We start from the raw sequence: 16,568 nt of genomic DNA on the forward strand, positions 1-16,568 counted from the left end.
AAATTGCTCGTAAATTGCTCGTAAATTGCTCGTAAGCCTTAAAATGTATATTGTTTATTATTAGCGTTTTACATTTTTATCTCGTTTAAATCTCGGATAAGTTGCTCGTAAATCTCGTTTAAATTGTTCGTAAATTATTCCTTTTTGGGAAACCAGTCAGAGTGGATACCTCTGGATATATTTCCTATTTTATCTTGTTTCTTGAGTTTTGCAAGCAAATTTCCTATCTTGTAGTACTTTTGCTCATCGCTCAGCACATCTGGCAACTTATTCCAAAGTAATTCTGTTATTTCCTTTTTTGTAAGCGTACCGTGTTCGGTGAGTGCTTTGAGGATTAAATCACAATAATAACTATCTTCAAATCCTTTGTTGTTGGAATAGGCTGTTTTCTGATCTAATTGCTGAGCAACCGGTTTTGCTATAAATAGATTCGGTTTTCTTCCTTCAATAAGCTTTTTCTTTCTGAGATGAGATGTCTCTTCGTCTGATATTGGACGGTTTAGTTGTATGCGATTGAGGGCTTCAATTTCCACCAAAGATAAATCTTGCTTTTTTGCTAATATATTGGCATATTCCATATTCAGAATCTTTCCGATAATGGTTACCTGCACTCTGTCTCTCTCAATGGTATAGTCAGGCAAAGGGAAAAGCCGTTGCCTCTGGAAGTTAAACATCTTCCTGATACCGCTTCCTATCGTGTCCACTATCTGTAGTCCTACCATTGCACGAGCCAGGAAAGGATTTCTGTAAACTTCCTCCGGTGCATTGTCTTTCAATACATTGCTGATTGTACGGGGAATAAAACTTCCTTTATTGGTAAATACAAGCCTGTCTTCGTATTCTACTACATTGATTTGTCCTCCTAATGTGTAATCTTGGTGTGCTACGGCATTGTTTATGGCTTCGCGAATGACGTACGGCTCATAAGTGTCTACTTCTTCGGGGAACAGCGTACGGAATTCCGGGTTGATATACCGATATTTCAAGTTACGTATCTTCTGGTAGATTTCTTCAATGGAAATGATAAACGGACAACTTTTAATTTCGTAATCCCGCTCTATTCCCTGTGAGTCTTTAAGTATCCAACGTATCTTGGCTACTGCCGGTGAAATTAGTACTTCACTTTCTTCTTTTCCCAATAAGACAATGGCAGCATTGGTTATTTTGCCTTTTATAGTCAGTTTTGCCTTGTTGAGAAAGGTTATGTCATCCCATTCTGCTATTTCAGCAGCATTCTTTTTGTTTTTAGCAATGTATAATGAGCGTGCAATGGAAATGGCCTTGGAATCTAAATCCTCAAAAGTCGCGTCTTTTACAATTTGGGCACTCCAATCGGACTGTTGGCTTTGATTGCGGATAGATTCTAACTCATGCAGGCTTAAGGCAACTAATGATTCACCGTCGCGACCATAAAAATGTCCTTTATAAGAAGTAGGAATACCTTTGGGAGCTGCAGGGATTTGAAACATAATCACTCTTTTCCCTTGATACATGATTTCATGTATTTCCGTAAAAGTAATACCGCAGTTGGTTCCTTCGGCTATTTCTCTTTTTAGGGCGTCAAGTGAAGGGCGTGTCGGTTTATATGAACTGCCTAAAATGGTGTGAGTTTTATCATGAATGCCGAATAACAACCAGGCAAATTCTTCCTGACCAAGATTAGCTTCGTTACTAAGTGCGGAGAAGTATTCTCCTAACTTTTGTGTATCGAATCCATTCTGAGCTTTTTTGAATTCTACGACTTCATTTTCTCCCGGCAAGTGGATGAAATCCTCCAAAAGCTTTATGAGTTCTTGAGTTGTCATTCGGCATTAAGATTATTCTTTACTTCACTTCGCTACCCGGCTTCACTTCCTTCATGGTTGTAACCACGGAGAGCGAACCGTCAAAGTTCTCGGCAGAGAGGATCATACCTTCGCTGACGATGCCTTTCAGCTTACGCGGAGCAAGATTGGCAATGAAGCATACTTGCTTGCCTACCAGTTCTTCCGGATTGTAGTGTTGTGCGATACCACTGACGATAGTACGGTTTTCCAGTCCGTCGGCAATCTTGAATTGCAGCAATTTATCGGCTTTGGGGACTTTCTGGCATTCCAATACGGTGCCCACGCGAATATCCAGCTTCATGAAGTCATCGAATTCGATATTCGGGCGGATGGGATTAGCTTTGTAGTTGGCTTCCTCATTAGCCTTTTTCGTATCGAGCAACTTCTGTACCTGTGCTTCAATGACACTGTCTTCTATCTTTTCGAAGAGCAATTCAGGGGTGGCTAACTGATGTCCGGCCGGCAATAGATTGGTGCTGCCCAGAGTTGCCCAGTCGAAGCTGTCCATGTTCAGCATACTACGTAGTTTTTCGCTGCTGAACGGTAGGAATGGTTCGAATGCAATGGCAAGGTTGGCAACCAGTTGCAGGGAGATGTTCAGGATAGTGGCTACACGATCCATATCCATTTTGGCGATCTTCCACGGTTCGGTATCTGCCAGATATTTGTTTCCGATGCGGGCCAGGTTCATGGCCTCCTTCTGTGCATCGCGGAACTTGAATACATCCAGTAACTTTTCTACTTCTGCTTTTACATCCGAGAATTCTTTCAGTGTTTCGCGGTCGTAGTCCGTAAGTTCACCGGCAGCAGGCACTACACCATCGAAATACTTCTTGGTGAGTTGCAGGGCACGGTTCACGAAGTTACCGTAAACGGCTACCAGTTCATTGTTATTGCGTGCCTGGAAATCTTTCCAGGTGAAATCATTGTCTTTAGTTTCAGGCGCATTGGCTGTCAGCACATAGCGAAGCACATCCTGCTTGCCGGGGAAGTCTACCAGGTATTCGTGCAACCATACGGCCCAATTGCGTGAAGTCGAAATCTTGTCGCCTTCCAGGTTCAGGAATTCATTACTCGGTACGTTATCAGGCAGAATAAAACTGCCTTCCGCTTTCAGCATGGCAGGAAATACGATGCAGTGGAATACGATATTATCTTTACCGATGAAGTGAATCAGACGGGTTTCGGGATCTTTCCACCAGGTTTCCCAAGTGTCGGGCAGCAACTCTTTTGTGTTGCTGATATAGCCGATAGGGGCATCAAACCATACATATAGCACCTTTCCTTCCGCACCTTCTACGGGCACAGGAATACCCCAATCAAGGTCACGACTTACTGCACGGGGTTGCAGGCCCATGTCAAGCCAGCTTTTGCACTGACCATATACATTGGGGCGCCATTCTTTATGATCTTCCAGAATCCATTGGCGCAACCAGCTTTCGTGTTGGTCAAGCGGCAGATACCAATGCTTCGTTTCGCGCATTACGGGCTTACTTCCGCTGATGGCGCTTTTCGGATTAATCAGGTCTGTGGGGCTGAGGCTCGTACCGCACTTCTCGCATTGATCGCCGTAGGCACCTTCTGCATGGCAGTGGGGACATTCGCCTGTGATATAGCGGTCGGCAAGGAAAGTCTTGGCTTCCTCGTCGTAATACTGCATACTGGTTTTTTCGATAAAATCGCCTTTATCGTACAGCTTACGGAAGAATTCCGAAGCGGTGTCGTGGTGAGTTTTTGAACTTGTGCGGCTGTATACATCAAATGAGATGCCGAACTCTTTAAAAGACTCTTTGATGAGCGTATGATAACGGTCTACTATATCTTGCGGTGTTACACCTTCTTTCTTGGCGCGTATTGTGATGGGTACTCCGTGTTCGTCCGAACCTCCGATAAAGATTACATCTTCCTTTTTCAGTCTCAGATAGCGGACGTAGATATCGGCAGGTACGTAAACTCCTGCCAAGTGCCCGATATGAACGGGTCCGTTAGCGTAGGGCAGTGCCGACGTAACGGTAGTGCGTTTGAATTTCTTTTCCATTGTGATATATGTATCTCTTTTGTTATGAGCGCATTTTAGTGTGCAAAGATAACGGTTTTCCACTCAAAGAAAAAAGAGAAGAGAATGAAATGTCCAAGATGTATTCAAAAAGATTCAGAAATAATGTATCGGTTATGGATTGCAATACCGTAGAATCGCTTTTTCTATTTCGGTTTTCTTCTTTTCATCTTTCACAAAATCACTGATCAAAAATACATGAGTAGTAGAATGTCCGATCCCGATTAAAGTTCCCACTTGGTTGTTGATCCCTCTGATCCACTTGTCAAAGCCTACGATTTTATCACCTTCGGCAACAATCTGTGACGGGTCCCCTCCATTGGATTTAAAATGAATATTTACTTTACTGCATTCCTCAAAGATTTGGGTTACCTCCACAGGATAACGGGAAATGGAAAGATAGTTGGTATAAACTTGAACTCGTTTTTTATAGTCTGCGTCAGATAGCATATAGGTGTATTGAGCAACATAAGAGATAGATGAATATCCTCCCAAGAGTACATCGGTAAGAACATGGGTACCGTATTTTTCCACTATCGCGTCCCCGCTGCTCTTCTCCAAGTCGCTCTGGAATTCTTCAGACAGAAAAAAATATAAAAACTCCGGACAAACCTGGGGGAGGGTATATCTGCTGGTAGGCTTTAGTAATTCTGCTTTGTAAAAGTAATTACCTTGCAAGTTTTCCTCGATATCTCCTATATCCTCAGTAAATAGTTCAAGAGTATCATCTCCTATCTTCGTTTCCACATGGCTATTCAAATAGATATTATCTATATATCTATTCAGGTCCCGATTCTCATTTATAGTCCAAATTCCCCCTTGGTACAACAAAGATACTTCTAGAGAACCAGGATATAATTTTATTGGTTCCTGTTTTACATAATCATATCCGTCACCCTTCAATAAACGTTCTATATCAATGACTTTTCCTTTTACATTGGCATATCCCTTTATGGTACTCTTTTTACAGTCAAATCCTCTGCCCAATAAGTCTATGTAATCATAGGTTTTATCGCTCGTTACAGTTTCTATAAATACTTTTATATCAACAGGATCTTTCTCTACTACAATCGGCGGTTCGATTTCTGGTTCTGGTTCCGGTTCCGAAAAATCACATCCACTCCAAAGCAGTAACAGTACCCAAAATAAAGAGTAGTTCAGTCTCATCGAGCTCCCCCTTCTATGTCATATCCTTCATCAGTAGAAGCTATGCTATTGATGTTGTATTCGTTGTCAATACCTTTCATCCTCAGCCAGTAAGCCTTAGGAGGAGGGGCTGATCTTGTTGTTTTGAATAAATCTAAGTTTAAAACAGTGTCCAGCGCATACAACGCTGAATAGTCGCTTTCTCCGATATCGTAAACTTCCGTAACTTCGTTGCCGCCATCGTCCTTATAGGCAAGTGAGAGGCGGTATTTCTTCTCGGATTTGTATATCGAATATAAGCCTTCTCCAATGTTCACATCTTGAATGGTTACGCGAAATGAGCGCTTTTCATCCTCTTTGAACCATAAAAAGCCGCCTTCTTTCAACAAAGGGTGATTGCTTTCCCGTATGATTGTCCCGATTTCATTGTCTACAACTTCTGCTTTTATAATAATACTGGTGTGGCAAACGTTGTCTGTTACTTCAATTGTTGCTTTACCTTTCTGAATCGGTTTTATGACTATGCTACCATACTCCCCGTCTCCATAGGCTATATATGTTTCAGCAATATCAGGGTTCAGGTTGTTTATGCTATAATCCTTATTACCGCTTAATATTCCTATTCTTACTCCAAATGATCTTGCTATTTTTATATCTTGTTTTTCAACAGTGAAATCAAGATCGTGTTCATCGGATGAGCAAGAATACAAAACCGATATTAATGTCAGAAAAAGGAAATGCAATATTTTCATAATATTTAGTGTGTGTAAAGTTTGTATAGGTTGACGTTTGCTCTACATAATAAAGTATTCGCAAATGTATAAAATTAATTCGTATTAAGTTTGAATTTAGGGTTTATTTCTAAGTTCAGATTTTTTTAATTCTGAGTTTGTCTAAGGATTTCTCTCCCTGTTCTTTTAAGGAACATATGGGTTGTGCAACAAAAAAGAACAAGGGGAGAATCCTTCGGATACAGTTTTTAGAAAAAAATGAAATAGTTCATAAGCTATTTTTTTGTGATATTAGCCAAAACTAAAAAGTTAGAGTTGAATGTTCCATTACTCGTTTCGAAATCTATAGTTGTATCTGGATTGAATTTGTAATAACCATCGTTATTGCCGTTCCATCCCATATTAGCATGAAAATATAGATCATATTGTTTCAGGATTTCTCTATTAGTTTTTATACACATAGCATACCCATCAATAATCCAGGTATGACCAGTTGATGGATTTCCATCTTGATATCCTCCTACTATTGAAATATGATTGTTCATGACACCATTCAATATTGCATCAGGCTCCCAATTATTATATGTTGTAAAATTGCTTATTGTTTGCATAAATGTAATGAGATCACTGTTCTTTGTACTGCTTGCGATGACAATAGGATAGTTGGGGCCTGGTTGAATCGTAGTATCTACTTCTGCTAATATTGGCATTGTGTTAGTTCTTTCATATATATGCTTAATCAATGTGGCTGCCATGTTTGCTTGTGGATATGTTGATGCGTTTGGATCTTCCGGCGAATAGTTTATTAGTTCATCCTTGGTCAACAGTTCCCAATTCATAGTAGTGCCATTAATTGTTAGATCTGGCTTTAAATAGGTTAACGCTTCTGCTATGGAAACAACTCCGCATCCTACAGGTCGATATATATCAATATATCGTTTTATAGTGTTATTTGGAAAATACCAGATTTCCATTTGTGATGCTCTTGGCAATAACATGTTATATGGTACTTCTTGTCCCCATTTAACTTTTACAAATGGTGATTTCCATGAAACTATAGGGGTTGGAAGAGGGTCATAAGGCTCGGAGCGTGTGATTGTTTGGTCCGTTATACATATATTATTTTTTATCTTTTCAAAAGACACTTGTTCTTTGGGAATCCCTAATTCTTGAGATAACTTATTAATGGTTTTAACTCTTAAAGAATCTTGATACTGAATAACCTTCTCTATTTCATGTATAGTACTTGTCTGTGCTACATCAAGCATACATTTTTTACCAATATCAGAATGTGATTTGGTGTCTGTTTTTTCTATATAAGCAATAACTCCTGGAGATCTTTTGTCTCCAGAAACAACTGCGCATCCCTCTGTTCCATTTTTCTGAAATTTGACTTTATAGAATGGGATAGATAATGTTTCGCTAGCTCTTGTTTTGGTATTATTGCCAGTGTAATATTTATCTGTTATTTCTATATTTGTTATAGTTGATAAACTTCTTGTCTGAGAGGCTACTTTGAATTCTCTGACATAATTAAGAACTTCATTTTCGGATAAATCATTATTTGTGTCGCCATAAGCAATACTAAGAACTTCTGCTGTCGTCATTGGAATTTTGAGATTTGTAATCTCATCGTTTTCAACTTCGTGAAAAATTGGGTTTTCACTACATGACAAAAGGAATACTATACTTAACATAATAGTCAAGTTGCTGATAATGTCTCTTCTTTTCATATTTTACTATTTTTATCAATATATTATTTTATACTTTGTTGATATCATAAATGTTCATTCTTTTTTTAAGTGTATTCATTTTATGAGAAGTAAGTTTTTTAGTCGCTATCTTATGGAACTATTGTTATTCGAGTAATTTCTTATACTTATATTAAAATGTAGAAACATGATGTAGTGAAGAAATTCCTCAGATATGGAATACCGGCGATTATTGCAGACAGCTTTCGGGGCGTCAGTCCGAATTTTATTTCATAATGAGGATTTATAAAAAACAATTGTCTATCTGCTATTGTGATAAAATTCTTGTGTACCAGTTTTTCAAATAACTCTATGGGGGTCCTGGTTTTCTTTATGGACAAAAGTTCTTTAATGCAATCTTCGTTTTCTCCACTCATTTTCAGAATGCTTTTATACATAAAGGCGGGTAGCAGATGAATAAAGGGAACGTGAGAGATTATCTTACTTTTGCATATCTGCTGATGTCCTCCAAAGGGCATCTGCCATGCAGGAAATGATATGAAAATAATACCTCCGGGTTTGATATATTTAGGTAGGTTAGAAATAAATGTCACTTTATCTTCTATATGCTCAATGACGTCATGGCAGATAATTAAATCGAAATTATGTTCCAGTTCTTTCAACTTAAAGATGTCTGAGGCAATGAAATCTCCCTTTATCTGTCTTTCTTTAAAGAACAGAACGGCATCTTTTATTCTTCCCTCTGATATGTCAACTCCTGTAGTGTTGCATCCCAGTTCGGCAAAAGGTAATAGATTACCTCCATCTCCACATCCTATTTCTAAAATATTCATTCCTTCTTCAATCTTTTTGAATTTAGAAATATAAGGGATGAAATATTTCTTACTTGTTATGGAAAGCTCCTTAAAATATAACTCTCTATTTGTCTGTCGTTTTTGCATGATATCTATGTGATTTTGTGAGTTTTACTATATTGTTATAATTATTGTTTTTGCCGATATCCTGTGAATAGGTTTTTATGTTGCATGTTACTTTTATAGTAAAGAGAGAGGGGAAAACCCCTCTTTCTTTACTCCCTAAACTGAATTAATGAGTAATTTCCAGTTGACAGCCTTTTTCTATAGTGTAAGGTTTGTTTATGGTTATACTTTGACTTGCTTTTAGGGTAAGTTTTGCGCCATTACTTACTGTTACATTTTCAGATAATATGTCCGTCCCTGTAACTGTCTTGTCGGATGTTACGGTTTGATTACTGAATATGGTTTGAGATATAGCACGGGTTAATACATCATTTTCTTCTGCCGGAATAATCTCGTCATTTGTACATCCTGCAATAAAGATAAATACAAAGACGGTAAGTAGAGTGAAAGTCTTCTTCATATTTTATTATATTAGAGTTATTGTTTAGCTTCCAGTGCACTAACTTTTGTACTAAGATCTTTGACTGCATTAATGAGCACTGCAATAAGATTTGTATAATTGATTAGTTTATTTCCGTCTGGATCTGTTAGGACGGCATTGGGTAAGATTTTCTCAACTTCTTGTGCTAATAATCCTATTTCCTTTCCGTCTCCACCTTTCCTAAATTGGGTATTATCAGAATTATCCGTGAAATTGTATGAAACTGGTCGAAGTTGGTTAATGATAGACAAACTTTGGGATAAGGTCTGAATATTGGTCTTGGCTCTGGCATCCGAATAATTATATACATTCTTCACTTGGATGCTGTTGAATGTACTTGTCTGTGTATTGAAGAATACCACTTGATCATAATGGCTTGCCAAACGAGTTGCTGCTGGTGTCACATCAACTTGAAAGAAATTACTTCCTGGTCCTTTTATGTATATGCCATTAGAAAGGATTGTTGGGTTATAAGTACCAAAACGAGTAGTGTTGCCAATTGTTAACCAGCCATTACTGTCATATTTTATTTGAGCATTAACCGCTGTGCAAACGATTAATAGAGCTAAAGCTAAAATCGCTTTGGAAATTGTAGTCATTTTTGTTTTCATAATAAATGATTTTGTTGTTAATACTAAGACAATTTATAGAACAACGTTGTTTCTTATTTTAGGCATTGCCAAATATTTTAATACTATTGGTGAATGGTGAAATAACCATAAAGATATTTCTTTTCATGTTTTAATTCTATGATGAAATCCCCTTCTTTTATATTATCTATTGTAAAAGAATAGCATTGAGTATTTGGTATAGTAGTTGTACTGGAATAAAGAGTCGTCCCCCTTGTATCTTTTATTATAATCTGAAGATTGTCTAAAACAATATCCGAATATATATAGAGGGTATTACTATCATGTGTGATAGTTGGAACATAAGATACGGAACGCGTATCTTTATGCCACAGTGCTTTGTTCGTTTCTATCTTTTTTTCCTCAGCAAAAGATATGGAAGTTGACATTGTCAAAGCGAAAAATATAACTATAAGATGTTTCATGTGTTTTTTTGTTAAGATTCGGTTGTAAAGAAACTGACAATTTTTTAAAAGGCGTCTTTCTGTTGTACGAACTTTGTACGAGATATTGTACGATTTTTGTACGATCCTTTAGAAATTTCGAATAAATTCATCCCATAATTCGGGGCTACCCTGTTGGTTATGAGTTCTTTCGTACATCTTTTTGCGAATGGATGTTAATGTCTGTTTGGCACATGGGATAAGAGGGGCTATTTGACTTGGCTTTAGGTCAATCTTGATAAGTAAACAGATGCGTATTTCTTTTTCATTAAATGGATGGAGGGTATAAAGTCGTGCTGTAAAGCGAGAGTATATCTTGTCTATCATTTCAGACAAGGTGTTCCAATCTTCTTCTTTTAATTTTGAATCTCCGTTAGCTAAGTGGAATTTCTTATAAATATCAGATTCTTTTAATGCTGTTTCAGAAATTTGCAATGTTTTTTGTTTGGCCTCAACTTGTTTATTGGTAAGTTTTAATAGTTCTTTTTGGGCATTAATCAGATTTAGTTTTAATTCATTCTTTTCGTTTTCTGCTTGTTTTAGGTTTTCTTCCAGTTGGCAGAGTTGTTTTTTATTGTACTCTATATATTGAAGGCTTTCATGATATTGTTTTTCTTTATATTCATCCAATAGTCTCTGTTGTTCTTGTCTTTTTTGCTTTTTGCGTTTATTGTGTTGTTGATAGACGATGATGAGTGTTATTGATAACATGATGGTTGAAACCAAAATTATAAGCCAAAATTCTTGTCTCTTATTCGCTTGTTGTAGTTTACGATTCTTCTCCTCTTTTAGCTGGTAATTGTACAGAGACTGCATTTTACGAATCGTTTCTGTATTGATAATTTCTTTAATAGAGTCGGTGTATATGAGATACTTATCAAAATACCCCATGGCTTCTTTATATTGGCCTTTTTTACGGGCAATGTTTCCTAACCCTTTGTAGCTACCTTGTTTTTGGTAGAAGTCGTTGAAACTTGCAGCTTTTGTATAATAAAAAATAGCGGAGTCTGCTTGGTTGGTGCGATGGTAATAATCAGCTAATATAGCATAATGAGGAGCTAATCCTAAATCTTTTATATATTGATTGGAACGTTGAATGGCATCATTGGCCTCTGGATACATATCTAACTGGATATAAAGGCTGGATAATTCACTTAGGACTATACCCATTAAATGTTCGCTATGCACTTGCTCCGCCTTTATGAAAGCTTCTTTATAATAATAGAGTGAGCTGTCTGCGCAATTGAGTGTAGTGAATGTTCGCCCTATATCTCTTAAATTGTAAATTACACCTGTACTATCATCGGCTAAAATATTGTATTGATAAGCTTTCTTGAGGACTTCTAAAGCCTCGTCATAGGTATCCTGATATAAATATAACATTCCTATTTGACTATATATCCGGCTGATTAGTCTATAATTAGTGCAATCTTTTGCAGATTTGATAGCTTTGAAGAAATAATCCAATGCCTGCGGCGCATCTCCCAAATCCCTGTACACTCGTCCTGCATAATAATATGCTTCCGGCAGATATTTTTTATCTTTCTTCTTTTCATAATAGTGCAGTACTTCCAGCATCAAGCTATCCGAAGTATGTGCAATATATGCTTTATCTTTGGCTTTTATAGTCAGTAGCTGATAATACATTTGTGTTTCTTTAGATTCTTGAGACGCACTGTCTTTGAATTGTTTCAACAATACGATAGCACTGTCCGGACAAATATTTGTAAGGGAGTCAGCAAGCTGTAATACATGAGGATAAGGTTTACTGTCACAGGAGAGAAAGTAAAGTGGTAAGAGAATGATTATTAGTAGTGGTTTAGGCCATTTCATATACGTGTTGCTTTAGTTGTTAGTGTTATTAAATCATACAAAGGTAATAAACTTTTTTGAAGTCGAGGAGTGAAATTCATTTTCTTTTTGATCTTCAGAGCCTCTGACAATAATTTTGGCGTTACAGCATTGATATTCACTGATTAATAATGCGAGTCAGTAGTTTAATTATGATTCATAACCACTCGGAAAGGAAACATCTTTTTTGCCTCGCTTGCCGAAGATTAATACTTGTTTTAAGTGCCTGTCCGCATTTTAGGCGTGGTTTGTGTGAATAATCATGCCGTTTTGCACTTTCATCTCTTTCATCGGCTTTCAGACTGTTGTATGTAAGGTGTTTACGCTGAAATATCCGGTCGTGGACTACTTTCTGTACTTTCAGCCTGTTACCGTATCAATATCCCTTGCTTCGTCTTCCGGCGTATTTTTGGTCTGTGTACGTTCGCACTCCAGCGTTTTGTGGGCGTAGTGTTTCGTGCCCCAACATGCGATCCGGATGGTATCTATGCTTCTCAATGTCAGTAGCATAGGGACATGACACTTGGAACTTATTACCTTGAGAACTGGAACTCCCTTTGCTTTGCCGCTCAAGATGCCATCTTGTGTAGTGCAACATACCATCTTGAGCAACACAAGATGGCATCTTGAACAGTAGAGGTAGTCATGCTTCAGTAGATATGCAAGCTTTTTACGGGGGAAAGGTAATAGTGATGTACGTGCATTGTTATTAGATCGTATCGAAACAGTATTGTCTCTGTGTCCTCTGTGGTGAAAAGGTTCATAACCGTTTTTGAAGGGAAGCAAATAAAAAGTTCCGCTCACCACTGCTCTATATAAGCGGTGACAAACGGAACAAAAATACTAAAGACGAAAACGGATGACAGTTCCGGGCTATTCTGCTATTTTACAGTTCTTCAATCTCTTTTTCTGATAGGTTGGTACTCTGCATGATAATAGCAGTGGGTATTCCAGCCTTTTTTAAATTACGGGCTACTTCTTTGTGGCCTTCAGCTCTGCCTTCAGCTCTGCCTTCAGCTAATCCTTTAGCCATGCCCCTCCGTTCCGCACCGTTAAAAAGCGTCTTCTCCACGCTTATAATATCCCAGAATTTCTCATATCCCGCTAATTGCGCATCCGTAAAGGCTGATTCTTCGAGGGCGTTCACGGCTTTCTTCAGTTCCGGGTTGGCAAGCAGTTCTTCGGGGATTTCCCGGGTTTGTTCGTTGATTTCGGTTAGGTATCGCAGCCACAACACTTGCATTTTCTTTTCGCTGTAGTTATGGGGGGTGAATTTGGGTAGCTCCACAAATACCAGGTGCAGGCCTTCTATCACTTTGTCTGTATGTTCCACGTGCACCAGGCGATAGTAGTGATAGTACTCTCCATTCAGATCCGCTTCGAAGATGTCGTTCACCAGATTCAGGGAATATACGGGTTGTAGCAGTTCATACTGCTCACCGGAATTCAGTTGGCGCACGTAGGCTTTCGAAGCGTTGAACAGCACACGCTGTTTGAATTCGGGTGTCCAGATCATCTGCATCTCAACCAGGAAGACGCGTCCCCGATTATCGCGGCAACGCACATCCACGATGCTGTTTTTGCGTAACGGATTGTCCGGCACCAGTTCTACCGGCAGGTATTCTATTTCAGTTACTACTTGATCGGGGTCAAGTGGCAGCAGGGCGTTCAGTAAACTCATCACCAAATCGGGATGTTCGCCGAAGACGCGTTTGAACGTCAGATCGGCTTTAGGGTCTAAATATCTCATAATGAATCTATATATCTTTCATGCGTGAATGATGCAAATATAGTGATAATAATGTAGCAACGGATGATTACAAGCGGATAACTATGAATAATTTAACCTTTCCGTTCTTTCAGATTTCTTTGAATTTCCTGTTCATCGGTATTCAGCCTGAAACTTCCAGTCTTATAGTTGTTTCAGGTATGTTTCAGCCAAAATGTCGATGAACAGGGAGTTTGGAGAAAACTGAAAGACTGTAAGAAGAAAAAGAATATTGATGTATTGAATTACACTTGGAAACAAGTAATGTTATGATCCGGAACAAGTAATGCTGCGGATGATTACATTGCTTGTTCTCATCAACAACAAGCAATGTAATTTTAGGTAAGTTTGATTTTGAATCGTATCTGAGCCGTACTTGCTCCGTACATTCTTCGGTCAGAAGTACCTTTATATGGAGAAACTACGGAGTTGGTACGGAGCAAGTACGGCCCAGGTTATACTGCATGTTTTTTTGATCGGTTCTTATTTCGGAGTATAAAGACGTTAAAAGTCCGTACTCTTTTGCTTTATCTATAATTTCTTATGTACTTTGCATTGTATATAATGATGTAATGTAAAATATGTAATGAACCGGATGGAGACTCAGAAAAAGAAACATGCTATTAAAGTCATTGCTTTCGATGCGGACGATACGCTTTGGAGCAATGAACCTTTTTTTCAAGAGGTAGAACGAAAGTATACGGATCTGTTAAGTGAATATGATAACGCAGAGGAGATTTCGGCAGAACTGTTTCAAACAGAAATGGATAATTTGGAATGTTTGGGCTATGGCGCCAAGGCGTTCACCATCTCGATGGTTGAAACTGCTTTGCGGGTGAGTGAACGGAAGATTTCAGCAGATAAGATACAACAGATTATTCTTTTAGGTAAATCTCTGCTTCAGATGCCGATTGAGTTGCTGCCCGGTGTGGAAGAGACTTTGAAAGCTCTGAAGGAACAAGGCCGTTATCGTCTGGTAGTGGCTACGAAAGGTGATTTGTTGGATCAGGAACGTAAACTGCAACGCTCCGGGCTGACATCTTATTTTGATCATATTGAAATAATGTCTGATAAGACGGAGAAAGAATATACCCGCCTGCTACAAACTCTTCAGGTTGCTCCGGAAGAATTCCTGATGATTGGTAATTCCTTGAAGTCCGATATTCAACCGGTACTGGCTATCGGAGGATACGGGGTACACATTCCTTTCGAGGTGATGTGGCAGCATGAGGTGGTGGGTACATTCGCCCATCCCAGACTGAAACAGATGAAAAGTCCGGCGGAACTGTTGGAATGGCTTTCGGAAATTACGCCTCTAATCACTCAATCTAATGAGGCTGGTAAGAAGTCTCTTTTGATCTGGCATGAATGTGAGTATCTCAAATTAGAGTCGGATGAAATCTTATGGATTGAAGCAAGTAGAAGTAATAGCGTACTTCACTTAACTAATAATAGAGAAATGGTGGTGCCTTCTGTTTTGGGTATTGTAGAAAAAGATCTTTCAAACCTTGGTTTTATCCGTACTCACCGCTCTTATATAGTGAATTTGAAATATACCAATTCTCTTATTGGAAACTCCATAGAAATTGGAGGGAAATTGCTCCCTATAGGGACGCAATACCGTGAGACTGTTTGTGACCATTTCATCTTTTTAGGGACAAGAAAGAAGTTCTAGTATTATTAGCCATTAATATCAGGCTATCTGAGGATGCGCTTTGCCTTTTTGCTTTATTGCAGTCCTCGATATGTAGCTTGGTGGTGTTGATACTTCTGGTTAAATATTCGCATCTATTTGTTTAATCCGATATTTATTCCGTATTTTGTGTTACACAAAAAGTGTAACGTAAAATATGTAATATCGCTTATGAAAGCTCAGAAGATGCAACCCCGGAATCCTTTTTTAGTTTATGGTTATGCGAATCCCCGTTATTTTTGTGACCGTGAAGCTGAAACACAACAGATGTTGTCGGCTTTGGAGAATGAACGGAATCTGACATTGATAGCGCCTCGGCGTATGGGTAAGACGGGATTGATAAAAAATGTTTTCTATACCCTGCAAGAGGAGAAACCGGAAGTTGCCAGTTTCTATATGGATATTTTTGCAACGCGCGATTTAGCTTCTTTCGTTCGCCTGCTGGCAAAAACCGTACTAGGGCAGCTTGATACGCTCAGCGAAAGTGCTTTGCATAAGCTGACTTCCTTTTTTCGCTCTTGCCGACCGGTGATTAGTGCAGATGAGCTGACGGGAGTTCCTACAGTTTCCTTGGACTTTGTTGCCGACAAGTCTGAACAGACATTGAAGGAAATCTTTGACTATATGGCTGCTTCCGGCAAAAATTGCTATCTGGCTATTGATGAGTTTCAGCAGATCACTTCTTATCCTGAAGAAGGTACAGAGGCTTTGCTTCGCTCTTATATCCAGTTTATCCCGAATGTCCGTTTCATCTTTGCAGGTAGCAGTCAGCATTTGATGCAGGAAATGTTTGTTTCCGCCAAGCGTCCTTTCTATCAAAGCACGCAATTGATGGTGCTTCGTGAGATTGATGAAGAATCCTATTATCGGTTTGCAAGGAACTTTTTCGAATTGCGGGGGCAAGAGTTGGACAAATCAGTTTTTCATTGGATATATACCCGATTTGAGGGACATACCTGGTATATGCAGGCAATGCTGAATCGGTTGTATGAGCGAAATGAATCGGTTGTAGATATCACTCAGGCAGAGCAAGTGCTGATGGGGCTTCTTGAAGAAAATACACCTGTCTATCAGAACTTGATTATAATGCTGACGGACAATCAGTTGGCACTGATAAAAGCCATTGCGCATGAAGGGAAAGTGACGGCACCTAACAGTGGAGAGTTCATTTTGGGGCATGGGCTGAAAACTCCGAGCAGTGTCAATGCCGCTTTGAAATCGTTGGTAGAGAAAGAGCTTGTCTATAAATCGGCCGGCGGATATATGGTCTATGACCGTTTTATGGGAATGTGGCTATTGCGGAACTGATGGA

At 38.8% G+C, this 16,568-nt stretch carries 14 protein-coding genes and 1 pseudogene; 3 read left to right on the forward strand and 12 right to left on the reverse strand.

The features are described from left to right. Positions 1-134: 134 nt before the first annotated feature. The 12 genes from K6V21_RS07170 to K6V21_RS07225 form a co-directional block, all read right to left on the reverse strand. On the reverse strand, positions 135-1,805 hold the full coding sequence (locus tag K6V21_RS07170) for an ATP-binding protein (protein WP_224321358.1): 1,671 nt from the start codon (positions 1,803-1,805) through the stop codon (positions 135-137). A 19-nt stretch (positions 1,806-1,824) separates the two neighbouring features. Continuing rightward, positions 1,825-3,864 carry a methionine--tRNA ligase gene (gene metG, locus K6V21_RS07175; RefSeq protein WP_224321359.1) on the reverse strand — a complete coding sequence of 680 codons (2,040 nt, stop codon included), beginning with the start codon at positions 3,862-3,864 and terminating at the stop codon, positions 1,825-1,827. 132 nt (positions 3,865-3,996) lie between these two features. Then, positions 3,997-5,049, reverse strand: coding sequence for an MAC/perforin domain-containing protein (locus tag K6V21_RS07180; RefSeq protein WP_224321360.1), 1,053 nt, complete (start codon positions 5,047-5,049; stop codon positions 3,997-3,999). Beyond that, complete coding sequence (locus K6V21_RS07185; RefSeq protein WP_224321361.1) at positions 5,046-5,780, reverse strand: hypothetical protein; 735 nt, start codon at positions 5,778-5,780, stop codon at positions 5,046-5,048. The genes K6V21_RS07180 and K6V21_RS07185 overlap by 4 nt, the downstream gene beginning before the upstream one ends. Positions 5,781-6,034: 254 nt before the next feature. Further along, entirely contained in the window at positions 6,035-7,492 is a 1,458-nt protein-coding gene (locus K6V21_RS07190) for a C10 family peptidase (protein ID WP_224321362.1), read from the reverse strand. 146 nt (positions 7,493-7,638) lie between these two features. Further along, positions 7,639-8,412, reverse strand: a complete 774-nt coding sequence (locus K6V21_RS07195) for a class I SAM-dependent methyltransferase (protein ID WP_224321363.1) — start codon at positions 8,410-8,412, stop codon at positions 7,639-7,641. A gap of 145 nt (positions 8,413-8,557) precedes the next feature. After that, entirely contained in the window at positions 8,558-8,851 is a 294-nt protein-coding gene (locus K6V21_RS07200; RefSeq protein ID WP_224321364.1) for a hypothetical protein, read from the reverse strand. A 17-nt stretch (positions 8,852-8,868) separates the two neighbouring features. Next, on the reverse strand, positions 8,869-9,483 hold the full coding sequence (locus tag K6V21_RS07205) for a tail fiber domain-containing protein (RefSeq protein WP_224321365.1): 615 nt from the start codon (positions 9,481-9,483) through the stop codon (positions 8,869-8,871). Between the two features lie 83 nt (positions 9,484-9,566). Continuing rightward, entirely contained in the window at positions 9,567-9,926 is a 360-nt protein-coding gene (locus K6V21_RS07210; protein ID WP_224321366.1) for a DUF3244 domain-containing protein, read from the reverse strand. 108 nt (positions 9,927-10,034) lie between these two features. Beyond that, on the reverse strand, positions 10,035-11,777 hold the full coding sequence (locus tag K6V21_RS07215) for a tetratricopeptide repeat protein (protein ID WP_224321367.1): 1,743 nt from the start codon (positions 11,775-11,777) through the stop codon (positions 10,035-10,037). 378 nt (positions 11,778-12,155) lie between these two features. Then, positions 12,156-12,305: a hypothetical protein gene (locus K6V21_RS07220; protein ID WP_224321368.1), complete on the reverse strand. Its 150-nt coding sequence runs from the start codon at positions 12,303-12,305 to the stop codon at positions 12,156-12,158. A gap of 376 nt (positions 12,306-12,681) precedes the next feature. Next, complete coding sequence (locus K6V21_RS07225; RefSeq protein ID WP_224321369.1) at positions 12,682-13,545, reverse strand: Rpn family recombination-promoting nuclease/putative transposase; 864 nt, start codon at positions 13,543-13,545, stop codon at positions 12,682-12,684. A gap of 613 nt (positions 13,546-14,158) precedes the next feature. Between K6V21_RS07225 and K6V21_RS07230 the strand changes: the two are divergent. The 3 genes and pseudogenes from K6V21_RS07230 to K6V21_RS07240 form a co-directional block, all read left to right on the forward strand. Then, positions 14,159-14,854, forward strand: a pseudogene (locus tag K6V21_RS07230) (HAD family hydrolase); the annotation flags it as partial. Continuing rightward, positions 14,831-15,238: a LytR/AlgR family response regulator transcription factor gene (locus tag K6V21_RS07235; protein WP_224322009.1), complete on the forward strand. Its 408-nt coding sequence runs from the start codon at positions 14,831-14,833 to the stop codon at positions 15,236-15,238. The pseudogene K6V21_RS07230 and the gene K6V21_RS07235, both read left to right, overlap by 24 nt. Positions 15,239-15,427: 189 nt before the next feature. Next, entirely contained in the window at positions 15,428-16,564 is a 1,137-nt protein-coding gene (locus K6V21_RS07240; RefSeq protein ID WP_224321370.1) for an AAA family ATPase, read from the forward strand. Positions 16,565-16,568 lie beyond the last annotated feature (4 nt).

Origin of the sequence: Bacteroides cellulosilyticus (assembly GCF_020091405.1) — a bacterium.
Taxonomy (GTDB): domain Bacteria; phylum Bacteroidota; class Bacteroidia; order Bacteroidales; family Bacteroidaceae; genus Bacteroides.

Coding starts and splice junctions, on each gene's coding strand:
- K6V21_RS07170 (WP_224321358.1), bottom strand. CDS start 1,805: ATGACAACTCAAGAACTCATAAAGCTTTTGGAGGATTTCATCCACTTG.
- metG (WP_224321359.1), bottom strand. CDS start 3,864: ATGGAAAAGAAATTCAAACGCACTACCGTTACGTCGGCACTGCCCTAC.
- K6V21_RS07180 (WP_224321360.1), bottom strand. CDS start 5,049: ATGAGACTGAACTACTCTTTATTTTGGGTACTGTTACTGCTTTGGAGT.
- K6V21_RS07185 (WP_224321361.1), bottom strand. CDS start 5,780: ATGAAAATATTGCATTTCCTTTTTCTGACATTAATATCGGTTTTGTAT.
- K6V21_RS07190 (WP_224321362.1), bottom strand. CDS start 7,492: ATGAAAAGAAGAGACATTATCAGCAACTTGACTATTATGTTAAGTATA.
- K6V21_RS07195 (WP_224321363.1), bottom strand. CDS start 8,412: ATGCAAAAACGACAGACAAATAGAGAGTTATATTTTAAGGAGCTTTCC.
- K6V21_RS07200 (WP_224321364.1), bottom strand. CDS start 8,851: ATGAAGAAGACTTTCACTCTACTTACCGTCTTTGTATTTATCTTTATT.
- K6V21_RS07205 (WP_224321365.1), bottom strand. CDS start 9,483: ATGAAAACAAAAATGACTACAATTTCCAAAGCGATTTTAGCTTTAGCT.
- K6V21_RS07210 (WP_224321366.1), bottom strand. CDS start 9,926: ATGAAACATCTTATAGTTATATTTTTCGCTTTGACAATGTCAACTTCC.
- K6V21_RS07215 (WP_224321367.1), bottom strand. CDS start 11,777: ATGAAATGGCCTAAACCACTACTAATAATCATTCTCTTACCACTTTAC.
- K6V21_RS07220 (WP_224321368.1), bottom strand. CDS start 12,305: ATGCTACTGACATTGAGAAGCATAGATACCATCCGGATCGCATGTTGG.
- K6V21_RS07225 (WP_224321369.1), bottom strand. CDS start 13,545: ATGAGATATTTAGACCCTAAAGCCGATCTGACGTTCAAACGCGTCTTC.
- K6V21_RS07235 (WP_224322009.1), top strand. CDS start 14,831: ATGAAAAGTCCGGCGGAACTGTTGGAATGGCTTTCGGAAATTACGCCT.
- K6V21_RS07240 (WP_224321370.1), top strand. CDS start 15,428: ATGAAAGCTCAGAAGATGCAACCCCGGAATCCTTTTTTAGTTTATGGT.